The 6,258-nt window shown below is 61.4% G+C and carries 8 protein-coding genes; 5 read left to right on the forward strand and 3 right to left on the reverse strand.

Translation table 11 applies throughout. From position 1 onward, the window contains the following. Nucleotides 1-131: 131 nt before the first annotated feature. The 4 genes from EN925_RS18335 to EN925_RS18350 all read left to right on the forward strand — a co-directional run bounded on the left by EN925_RS18335 (nucleotide 132) and on the right by EN925_RS18350 (nucleotide 2,876). The gene (locus EN925_RS18335) at nucleotides 132-419 is read left to right on the forward strand and encodes a GNAT family N-acetyltransferase (RefSeq protein ID WP_245465106.1); all 288 of its coding nucleotides are present in this window, start codon (nucleotides 132-134) and stop codon (nucleotides 417-419) included. Further along, complete coding sequence (locus tag EN925_RS18340; protein WP_127385281.1) at nucleotides 406-927, forward strand: CoA-binding protein; 522 nt, start codon at nucleotides 406-408, stop codon at nucleotides 925-927. Before EN925_RS18335 ends, EN925_RS18340 begins: the two co-directional genes overlap by 14 nt. A gap of 226 nt (nucleotides 928-1,153) precedes the next feature. Then, nucleotides 1,154-2,434: an O-acetylhomoserine aminocarboxypropyltransferase gene (locus EN925_RS18345; RefSeq protein WP_024504598.1), complete on the forward strand. Its 1,281-nt coding sequence runs from the start codon at nucleotides 1,154-1,156 to the stop codon at nucleotides 2,432-2,434. A gap of 94 nt (nucleotides 2,435-2,528) precedes the next feature. Beyond that, a complete protein-coding gene (locus EN925_RS18350) occupies nucleotides 2,529-2,876 on the forward strand; it encodes a cupin domain-containing protein (RefSeq protein WP_127369502.1) in 348 nt (115 codons plus the stop codon). A gap of 397 nt (nucleotides 2,877-3,273) precedes the next feature. Here EN925_RS18350 and EN925_RS18355 read toward each other — a convergent pair whose 3' ends face one another. Genes EN925_RS18355 through EN925_RS18360 form a run of 3 tightly spaced genes read right to left on the reverse strand, consistent with a single transcriptional unit; the run spans nucleotide 3,274 to nucleotide 5,617 of the window. Next, a complete protein-coding gene (locus tag EN925_RS18355) occupies nucleotides 3,274-3,996 on the reverse strand; it encodes a hypothetical protein (protein WP_245461032.1) in 723 nt (240 codons plus the stop codon). Then, a complete protein-coding gene (locus tag EN925_RS40785; protein WP_245461033.1) occupies nucleotides 3,944-4,315 on the reverse strand; it encodes a hypothetical protein in 372 nt (123 codons plus the stop codon). The genes EN925_RS18355 and EN925_RS40785 overlap by 53 nt, the downstream gene beginning before the upstream one ends. A 51-nt stretch (nucleotides 4,316-4,366) precedes the next feature. Next, nucleotides 4,367-5,617, reverse strand: coding sequence for a cytochrome P450 (locus EN925_RS18360; RefSeq protein WP_127369503.1), 1,251 nt, complete (start codon nucleotides 5,615-5,617; stop codon nucleotides 4,367-4,369). A gap of 103 nt (nucleotides 5,618-5,720) precedes the next feature. Between EN925_RS18360 and EN925_RS18365 the strand changes: the two genes are divergently transcribed. After that, nucleotides 5,721-6,258, forward strand: a 538-nt coding sequence (locus EN925_RS18365; RefSeq protein WP_164894269.1) for an FAD-dependent oxidoreductase, incomplete at its 3' end; no start/stop codon positions are given.

Here is a 6,258-nt window from a genome sequence, read left to right on the forward strand (position 1 = left end):
GAGCAGGTCACCGTTTTGAAGGTGCCGGGCGAGGACTGGCTCGCGGCGCGGTTCCGCATGGGAGCCTTTGACGACGCCGAGCGCCGCATCTTTCGCGAGATGACGGGCTGATCGTCGGCGACCGGGCGTTTGTGTCCTATGAACGCGACAGCCAAATTGCCGCCCTGGCCTATGGTGTCATCCGCAATGGCCTGCTTGTGGTGGAATCGGTTGAAACCGATGGCCGTTTCAGGCAGCAAGGCCTGGGCCGCAAAACCGTCGGCGGCCTCATCGGCTGGGCGCGGCGGGCAGGGGCTCACGCCGCATGCTTGCAGGTGGTGGCCGACAACACACCGGCCCGCGCACTCTATGCCTCGCTTGGGTTCAGCCGTGAACTTTACCGATACCACTACCGTAGGAAGCCGCATGAACCACGATAGCTACGACAACACTTACATTGCCGGCATCCTCAATTCGGTGAAGACCGTTGCCATGGTCGGCGCGTCCGCCAATGATGTGCGGCCAAGCTATTTCGTGCTGAAATATCTGCTGGCCAAGGGATTTTCGGTGTTTCCGATCAATCCTGGCCAGGCCGGCAAGGAGATCCTCGGCCGGATGACCTATGCGAGGCTCGCCGATATTCCGGAGCCGATCGACATGGTCGACATTTTTCGCGCGCCGGCGGCGGTGCCCGGCATCGTCGACGAGGCGTTGCGGCTCGATCCCTTGCCGAAAGTGATCTGGATGCAGCTTGGCGTGCGCCATGACGAAGCAGCCGCGCGCGCCGAGGCCGCCGGCATCAAGGTGGTGATGAACCGCTGCCCCAAGATCGAATATGGCAAGCTGTCCGGCGAGATCGGTTGGACCGGCGTCAATTCCGGCGTGCTGTCGTCGAAGAAGCCGCTGATGCGGTCGGGATTCCAGAGTTTTGGCGTGCGGCAGAAGTAGTGCACGTCGCTCAAAAGTGCGCAGCGGTTTTGGGATAACGACGTGCACCAAAAGCAAGGCCTGACGCGCGATGCGCCTTAGGCGCAAAATTATTCCTTAGGCCAGCGCATTTTCTCGGGCCTCGGCCGCAGATCGCTAGCCGAAGGGTATTTTCTTCTTTGCATTCGCGCTCATGCTTCGCCAAGAATGCCCGGCGATTTCAAGAGTTTCAAAAGGGAGGTTTTCAGTGACCCGCACGCCAGGTTTCAACACGCTCGCCGTCCACGCCGGTGCCAAGCCCGATCCGGCGACCGGCGCGCGCGCCACGCCGATCTACCAGACGACCTCCTTCGTCTTCGACGATGCAGACCATGCCGCGTCGCTGTTCGGGCTGAAGGCCTTCGGCAACATCTACACCCGCATCATGAACCCGACCCAGGCGGTGCTGGAAGAGCGCATGGCGGCCCTTGAAGGCGGCACGGCGGCACTCGCGGTCGCCTCCGGCCATGCGGCGCAGGTGATCGTGTTCCACAATCTGATGCAGCCGGGCGACAATTTCGTCGCGGCCAACAAGCTTTACGGCGGTTCGATCAACCAATTCGGCCATGCCTTCAAGAATTATGGCTGGGAGGTGCGATGGGCCGACACCAACGATATCTCGACCTTCGAAAGCCAGATCGACGACAGGACCAAGGCGATCTTCATCGAAAGCCTCGCCAATCCGGGCGGCACCTTCGTCGACATCGAGAAGATCGGCGACATCGCGCGCAAGCACGGCCTGCCGCTGATCGTCGACAACACACTGGCCTCGCCCTACCTCATCCGGCCGATCGAGCATGGCGCCGACATCGTCGTCCATTCGCTGACCAAATTCATCGGCGGTCACGGCAATTCGATCGGCGGCGCCATCGTCGACGGCGGCACCTTCGACTGGTCGAAATCGGGCAAATACCCGATGCTGTCGGAACCGCGCCCTGAATATGGCGGCCTCGTTCTGCACGAAACCTTCGGCAATTTCGCCTTCGCCATTGCCGCGCGCGTGCTTGGCCTGCGCGACCTCGGCCCGGCGATCTCGCCGTTCAACGCATTCCTGATCCTGACCGGCCTGGAAACCTTGCCGCTGCGCATGCAGCGCCACTGCGATAACGCCGTGACGGTTGCTGCCTGGCTGTCCAATCATCCCAAGGTCGCGTCGGTGAACTACCCCGGCCTGCCCTCGGACAAGAACAATGCACTGCAGAAGAAGTACTCACCACTTGGCGCCGGCGCCGTGTTCACCTTCGCGCTGAAGGGCGGCTATGACGCCGGCGTCAAATTCGTCGAGGCGCTCGAACTGTTCTCGCATCTGGCCAATGTCGGCGACACCAAGTCTCTGGTCATCCACCCGGCCTCGACCACGCACCGCCAGCTATCCGACGAGCAGAAGGTCAAGGCTGGCGCAGGACCGGACACGGTGCGGCTGTCGATCGGCATCGAGGACGTCAACGACATCGTCGCCGACCTCGAACAGGCGCTCGCCAAGGTCTGATTCTTTTACCCTCCCCCTTGTGGGGAGGGTCGGCGCGCAGCGCCGGCGTGGGGGTGAGCCGGCGGATTGCCGGCTCTTTCATGGAGAACAAGTCTTGTCCGTGCACTACTTGACGATATCGACCGACAGCGTCGAACCCGAATCTGGCGCGCCGGCGCCGGATCGGCTGATCTCGGGCGATCCCAAATTCCGCACCTGGAATGTCGAGGAGCGGGAGGGCGGCCTCTACGCCGGCATCTGGGAATCGACCCCCGGCAAATGGCGCATCGCCTATGACGAATGGGAGTTCTGCCACATCCTGTCCGGCGTTTCGGTGGTGACGGAGGACGATGGGCAGGCGCGCACCGTCAAGGCCGGCGACAGTTTTGTGCTCAGGCCCGGCTTCAAGGGCAGCTGGGAAGTGCTTGAAACGACTCGCAAGGAGTATGTGATCAAGCTCTGATCGCTTTCATGAACAATAACAGCGGAGAGCTTGCGCTAGTTTGAAATTCCAGTACAATTAGGTATGGATGCATATAAAATAGCTGTCACTATTGCTTGTATATTTGCGGATGTCTGGATCATAAATTTTTGCATTTCAGTTGTGTTTCCAGCGATCAAATCAGGAATCTATCCTGCGCCCGGTAGGGTCTACCTGCGAGAAATGCACCCGAAGAGATTTTGGTTGGCGATAGTGTTCTTTCCAACGTTGGCGGTTTTTGCGGTGGCCTCGACGATACTGCTGGTATTTAGCATTTGAGGGAAAGTATCGGCCTCCAATAGAGGTTTCCCGCAAGAATCCGAATTTCATTGTCCCGGCTATCTCGGCTCCTCGGTCTGTCGCCAGCGTGCCGGTTTGTCTACTTCGCCGGAAACTGGCTAAGGTAGGCTTCCGAGGCCTTGTCGTGGAAAGTCAGCACGTCGGCGTCCTGCGCCTCGATGTCCGCGTCGGAGATCTCGTCGCGATAATACTGCACCATGAGATCGAGTCCCTCCTGGCTGATGCCCTGCGTCGGCATCTCGCGGGCGAGGCAGCCGCACAGGGTGAGCGCACGGTCCGGTGATCCGATCTTGTGGTTGGTGAGAATGAAATCCTGCGCCGGACAGGCATCGAGAAAGCCGTCAAAACTCAACTTCTGCTGCGGCTGGTCGCCATGGTTGAAATAGGCTGGCGGCCATTGGTTCTTGCCGCTGGCGACATCGCAGCCGGTGCCGACATCCTTGGCACTGTTCTGGACGGCAAGCAGCGCCGTCCACTTTTCACCCGTCGGATATTCGAAGTTTTCTGCCAGCGACGCGGTGTACATGTCGAGATCGGCCTGCGTGAGGCTGGTTACCTGAAACCGGTTGAGCTGGCACTGGCATTCGGCGCTCACGCGCTCGGCTTCGCCCTCCGCCGGCTGCTCGTTGGATTTGCTTTTCTGGCAAGCCGCCAGGAAGGCCGCGCCGTCGAGCGACGAGGCCGGGAAGGCGGAGGCGTCGAGATAGCGCTTGCCGTCCCAGCCGATCGTCATCTGGTCGGACTGCATGTCAAGAAAACCGTTTCGCTTGAAGGCGCTGAGCCCGATCTTGTCCTGCGGCACCAGCCTCGCCCCCGGAATGTCGCCGAGAACCCTCCTGGTAGCTGTCGCCTTCCAGGACAAACAGGAAGTTGCCGCAGTTGGTGCCATCACAGCCGGGCGCATGGCGATAGGCGAAAATCTCCGGAAAACCGTCGAGGTTGAGATCGACCTCGATGGCAAAGGATGTCGGCGGCAGGCCCTTCGACCCGGTCTGCCGCTCCAGCAGAACCGTCGCCATTTTCTGGGCGATGGCCATGCTGTTTTGCCACGGGATGTTTTCCGGCTGCTGCTGGGCGGCCGCGATCTCAGGGAATGCGCACGCCAGCGCCAGGGCAAACAACGTCGCCCGTATCGAAAACAATCTCATATCGCAGCCCCTGGCTCGCGATCGTCAGAAGCCGACGGCAAGCGTCTCCAGCCCGTGGAAGTGATAAGTGTCGCGGAAGCTTGGGGTTTCGGCAAGATGCAGCTCTGGGTGGCGTTCGAACAGGGTTTTCAGCGACACCTGCAATTCGAGCCGGGCCAGCGGCGCGCCGATGCAGAAATGGATGCCGGCACCGAACGATACGTTCTTCTGGTCCGCGCGATCGGGCCGGAAGGCTTGCGGTACTGCAAAGGCGCGCGGATCGTGATTGGCCATCCCCAGCAGCAGCCCGATCGTCTGGCCCGGCTGCACGACGATGCCGGGCGAGAGTTCGATCTCCTGATAAGCGTAGCGTGTGAACATATGCAGCGGCGCATCGAAGCGCAGGCATTCCTCGACCGTTGCCGCGGTCGCTTCGGGTGAGCCGAAGAAGCGGCTGACATCGCCGCCTTGCATAAGGATCGAACGGACGGCGTTGCCGGTCTGATGCACGGTCGCCTCATGACCGGCATTGAGCAGCAGGATCGTCGAGGACACCATCTCGTCCTCCGACAGTTTCTGGCCGCCCTCTTGCGCCGAGATCAGCAGCGACAGCAGGTCGTCGCCGGGGTTCTTGCGGCGCTCGGTGACGTAGCCGCGCAGGAAATCGGCGAACTCGCCAGCGGCTCGGTTGGCCGTCTCTTCGATCTCGCGGGTGCGGCCATGGATGTACATGGCGACCATCTGGTGCGACCAGTCGAGCAGTTGCGGCCCCATCTCGACCGGCACGCCGAGCATTTCGGCAATGATGGTGATCGGCAAGGGCGCCGCGAAGGCCGGCAGCAGGTCGACTGTCTTGCCCGGGTCGAAACGGTCGATCAGTTCGTTGGCGAGCGCTTCGACGCGCGGCCGCAGCCGTTCGACCTGACGTGAGACGAAGGCACGGTTCACCAGTGTTCTGAGCCGCGTGTGCACGGGTGGCTCCAATTCCAGCATCGAATTGGCTTCGATGCCGTCGAAAGCCCTGAGATGGCTACGGTCCTGTCCGATACCGCGACTGTCTGGAATGCCGGCCGGATTCTGGCGGCCGAAACGGCGGTCGCGCAGCAGCCGGTTGACGTCGTCGAAGCCGCCAAAGCACCAGAAGCCGAATTCTTCCCAGAAGAAGGCATTCGATAGGCCGTGGAGGAAAGCATAGGCATCATAAGGGTTTTGAAAAAAAGCCGGCTCGTGCGGGTCGAGCCGCAGATGTCGAGTGGCTGGATCAAAGGCCAGGGCAGGTGGCGTCAATTTGCTCATGCCAGACCAATAGCGCGGCTTGCCAGCCTGGTTCCAGACCGTATGTTGGCGCCCGCAATCCAATACGTTGAGCCAGCCGACCGGCTGCGGAAAGTCTGATTTGATGAAGGTGATCGTTGTCGGTGCGGGTATTGCCGGCCTCTCGACCGCGTGGTCGCTGGTCAAGGCGGGTCACAGCGTTTCGATCGTCGAGCAGGGGCCGATCCCAAACCCGTTGGCCGCCTCGGGCGACCACCACCGCATCATCCGCCGCGCTTACCGCGCGGGGACCGGCTACGGCCGGCTGATCACCGAAGCCTACCAGGCCTGGGACGAGATGTGGGCCGACCTCGGCGAAAACCATCTCGATCCCAGAGGATTTGTCTGCATTTCGCGCGAGCCCGGCGACGAGGCCGAGGAATATCGCGAGGGCCTGGAAGAAGGCAATTTTCCGTTCGAACTGCTGGAGCCCGATGCAGCCGTGAAACGCTGGCCGTTTCTGGAAGCCGGGTCGTTTCGCTACGCCTATTTCTCGACCGAAGGCGGCGCCCTGCATTGCCGCAAGATCGCGTCCGGCCTGGCAAAGTGGCTGCGCGCCAACGGCGCCAATGTCTACGAAAACAGCAAGGTCGTCGAGGTCGACGCCGAAGCCGGCCACATCG

This window comes from Mesorhizobium sp. M7A.F.Ca.US.006.04.2.1, assembly GCF_004022915.1.
Lineage (GTDB): Bacteria > Pseudomonadota > Alphaproteobacteria > Rhizobiales > Rhizobiaceae > Mesorhizobium > Mesorhizobium ciceri.

Bases quoted from the DNA above. Each gene is read 5' to 3' on its own strand.
- EN925_RS18340 (WP_127385281.1), top strand. From the start codon at position 406: ATGAACCACGATAGCTACGACAACACTTACATTGCCGGCATCCTCAAT.
- EN925_RS18360 (WP_127369503.1), bottom strand. From the start codon at position 5,617: ATGAGCAAATTGACGCCACCTGCCCTGGCCTTTGATCCAGCCACTCGA.